This window comes from Paenibacillus alginolyticus DSM 5050 = NBRC 15375 (assembly GCF_000422905.1).
GTDB classification, from domain to species: domain Bacteria; phylum Bacillota; class Bacilli; order Paenibacillales; family NBRC-103111; genus Paenibacillus_E; species Paenibacillus_E alginolyticus.
In genome coordinates, this window is sequence record NZ_KE383952.1 from 1 (window position 1) to 3,286 (window position 3,286).

Genomic DNA, 3,286 nt, shown 5'->3' on the forward strand with positions numbered 1-3,286 from the left:
GGAAGGGATGGCAGCGCACGGGATACAGTCAGCGTGTAGGAAAATACGGAAGAGGCCAAGGGAACACTCTAAATTGGAAGAAACCAAATGCTTGGTTCAACAGGAGGGTAAGGAACATTCCCGTCAGTAGCACCTATTGGCATTGTCCCAAAGACATCGCAAGATCGTAAACACCTTTTAAAAATTTTCGTCCCGTTGGGACGGCTCCCGCGCCTTCGCTTGAGCTACGTTCACAACCGGTTCAAATTCATTTTTCAAGGAACAAAAAATAATAAGAGCAATTTCCAATTCATTAAAGAATTAGGAACTGCTCTTAGCATACAAGGAGTGTTATATATGAAAAACAGCAAAAAGACTTTAGCCGCATTAACCATCACAGCAACCGTAGGTTTGTCAGCCATTCTTCCATTCAATGCTCTAGCAGCTAATCCTTTCACGGATTCTGCCAATACATCGCAAGTTCAAACAGCGATTGAACAATTAGCACAGCAGCAAGTTGTATCCGGATATGAGAACAACAGCTTCAAACCGAATCAGGCTGTAACTTGCGCAGAGGTTGCCAAAATCGTCGCATTAGCGCTTCATGTGAGCATGGACCCAGCTGCAGCCAACCATTTTAACGATGTATCAAAAGGTGATTGGTTCTATTCGTATGCAGTTGCCCTTGAGAATCTTGGTGCAATGAAAGATACTGCCGGACAATTCCGGGGAGGTCAATCCATCTCGTCCGATCAACTTGCTGACGTGATTGCGAACGTGTTGAAAGTTGATAAAGCAGCCGTTGAAAAGCTGCCAAGCTTTGCATCTATCACAGGCAGTCAAGTGACGCGCGGCCAAGCCGCTCTGCTTATTTTTGAAGCTCAGCAATTAGCGCCTATTCAAGTGACTAAGCTGCAAGCTTTGAATGCCATAACCCTGCAAGTTACTTTCTCGGCACCGATTCCGGCGGCAGAATTGGAACTGGATCAAGCGTCCAAAAACTTTGTTTTTGACAACGGCCTAGCGATCAATAATGTGCCACGGTTAAAAACGGGCTCCAAATCCACCTACATCGTTCCAGTTCCTACCCAAAAAGCCGGGACAACTTACACGTTGACTTATAAAGGTAAGCCTGCTGGTACTTTCACAGCGAGCACGGAAAAAATCGCACTAAAATCCACAGCGCAGGTGGCTAGTGATTTGTTTGAAGTTGAATCCAACTTGGCTGATGGTGTTGCTGATTACGGTTATGTGATTGCAGCTTACAGCAAAAGCCGCCCAGGCTCATTCATCGTTGACGAGAACAACAGCTACAACGGCAAAACGTATCAAATTCTTTCGTCGATGCGCAGCCGTCAAGTGCAAATTACCCCTGAGGGCGGCGCAACAATGACAGCGAACTACTTGCCATTCACACAAGCAACCGATGGTCGACAAGCACCTAAGTTTATTCTACCTAACGGCGAAACGTTCAAAGCCGGCGTCAAATATACAGTTTCGGCTGACTGGGCTACTCTCGCGAATCCAACTTTTACAGCCAAAGAAATCGCACCGCTAACTATCCAATCCGCTGCCGCGGTTGATACGAAGACGATCGCTGTCACACTTTCGCAAGATCCTAAGGATGAAATTTTTGTCTCTCGCCGAGTTACACTTACCGCAACTGATGGTACAGTATTAACGGCCGAATACACGCTGACTTCACGTAAAGGCGCTGTAGGTACTTTCGCTCTTCTTAATAACGCTCAACTCGTGCCAGGCACTTCTTATACCGTTGCTCCAGTAGGCAAATGGTCTACGGCAACTGGCGTCACTTTGACTTTAGCAAAATAATCTTCACATTAAAAAGATAAAGAGATCCGAGGGTACCTTGAATGAGGTGCTCTCGTTCTATATTTATCCCTATCCCACAAATCCGAGGTGAATTCCCATGTTGCTTAAAAACCATTCATTCCTGACCATATTGACTCCGCTCACGCTGCTTCTTCTCTTAATAGGCTGCGGGTCGCGTCCCGACGCGGCAGTTGGTTCCAACATCGCAGCAACGGCTGCACCTGTCCCTACACCTTTAGCACCTTCAACAACACCTGCCGTTAGTCCAAAACCAACAAATACCATTCCGACTGATGCTTCCGAAACCATTTTGATGGTTACACATTCCAAGAGTGATTATATCTCTTTCTTAAATCCCGTTTCCGGCAGCTTCGACAAACTCATCGTCGGTCAATCTCCTTTCGCTATTGCCGAAGGGCCCAATCATCGCGCCTATGTGTCAACTGCGGAAGGTATCGCTGTAGTGGATACCCAACTGCGCAGACGTGTAGCTCTTATTCCTTACCAAGCCGACATTGGGAAGATTGAGTTTGGTGAATATCGCCCCGGTGGCATGGGTATCGCTGTTTCGCCTGACGGCCGATTTGTCTATGTAGGTGTTTACTTGCCCGGCCGCAGCAAAGCCAACTAGAAATCATGGACACAGAGAATCTCTCCATGACAGGCAGCGTCACCGTCGGAATCCGACCGTTCGATGTCGTTACCAGCCTCGATGGCCGTGAAGTTTACAGCATCGACCACGATTCTTACTCCGTGACGGCTATCGATCTTGCCAGTAACAAAGCTCGTACCCTTGAGGTTGCTCCTTATGGTCGTGGCGGCTTCGAGAAGCCCCATTATGCGGCGGTTCGTTCCGATGGCCGTCTACTCTTGCCTTACCAAGGCCGGGCCTCGTCGTTCTTGACCTTATCAGCGGCAAGTATGAGACGAAGCCGCTAACCGGCAACACACATCAGGAGGGCGTTGCCCTAACACCTGACGGCAAGCAGCTGCTCATCGTCGGCATCGGCTCTGCCGGCAGCGCAACTGGCAAGCCTAACTTAACCGTGCTCGACATAGCTACTTATGCCGAGAAAATCATCCCTCTCGCCCGGATGCACCAAATGGTCGCCAGCAGCGCAGATGGTCGTTACGCCTACCTCACAGGCGGCGTTACTTATGCCGATACCGGTTGGAACGGCATGACCGTTGTTGACTTGGCGTCTGGCGCAGTCCGCGACTTCGAGATCCCTGATTATCCTTTGGATGTGCAGCTGCTGAGCCGGTAAGCTTCGATACGTCCTTTTTGGACTTCTCAGCAGCACTTTGATACTTTTCCGATGGTGAGAAGTCCTTTTCGGCTCTCTCAGCATACATTTGTCGGTTAACAAGCATCCTTCTGGCTCCGAGACGTCCTTTTCGGACTTCTCAGCAACACTTTGCTACTTTTCCGGCGATGAGAAGTCCATTTCGGCTCTCTCAGCATACTTTTGTG

Annotated in this window: 4 protein-coding genes; all 4 read left to right on the plus strand. The window is 48.8% G+C overall.

Annotated elements, in window-relative coordinates; genetic code table 11:
• Positions 1-336 precede the first annotated feature (336 nt).
• The 4 genes from G519_RS0140630 to G519_RS51015 all read left to right on the plus strand — a co-directional run bounded on the left by G519_RS0140630 (position 337) and on the right by G519_RS51015 (position 3,080).
• Entirely contained in the window at positions 337-1,812 is a 1,476-nt protein-coding gene (locus tag G519_RS0140630; protein WP_029199403.1) for an S-layer homology domain-containing protein, read from the plus strand.
• A 97-nt stretch (positions 1,813-1,909) separates the two neighbouring features.
• On the plus strand, positions 1,910-2,443 hold the full coding sequence (locus G519_RS49765; RefSeq protein ID WP_051254212.1) for a YncE family protein: 534 nt from the start codon (positions 1,910-1,912) through the stop codon (positions 2,441-2,443).
• A 26-nt stretch (positions 2,444-2,469) separates the two neighbouring features.
• Complete coding sequence (locus tag G519_RS49770) at positions 2,470-2,751, plus strand: YncE family protein (protein ID WP_051254214.1); 282 nt, start codon at positions 2,470-2,472, stop codon at positions 2,749-2,751.
• Between the two features lie 155 nt (positions 2,752-2,906).
• Entirely contained in the window at positions 2,907-3,080 is a 174-nt protein-coding gene (locus tag G519_RS51015) for a hypothetical protein (RefSeq protein ID WP_154669680.1), read from the plus strand.
• Positions 3,081-3,286 lie beyond the last annotated feature (206 nt).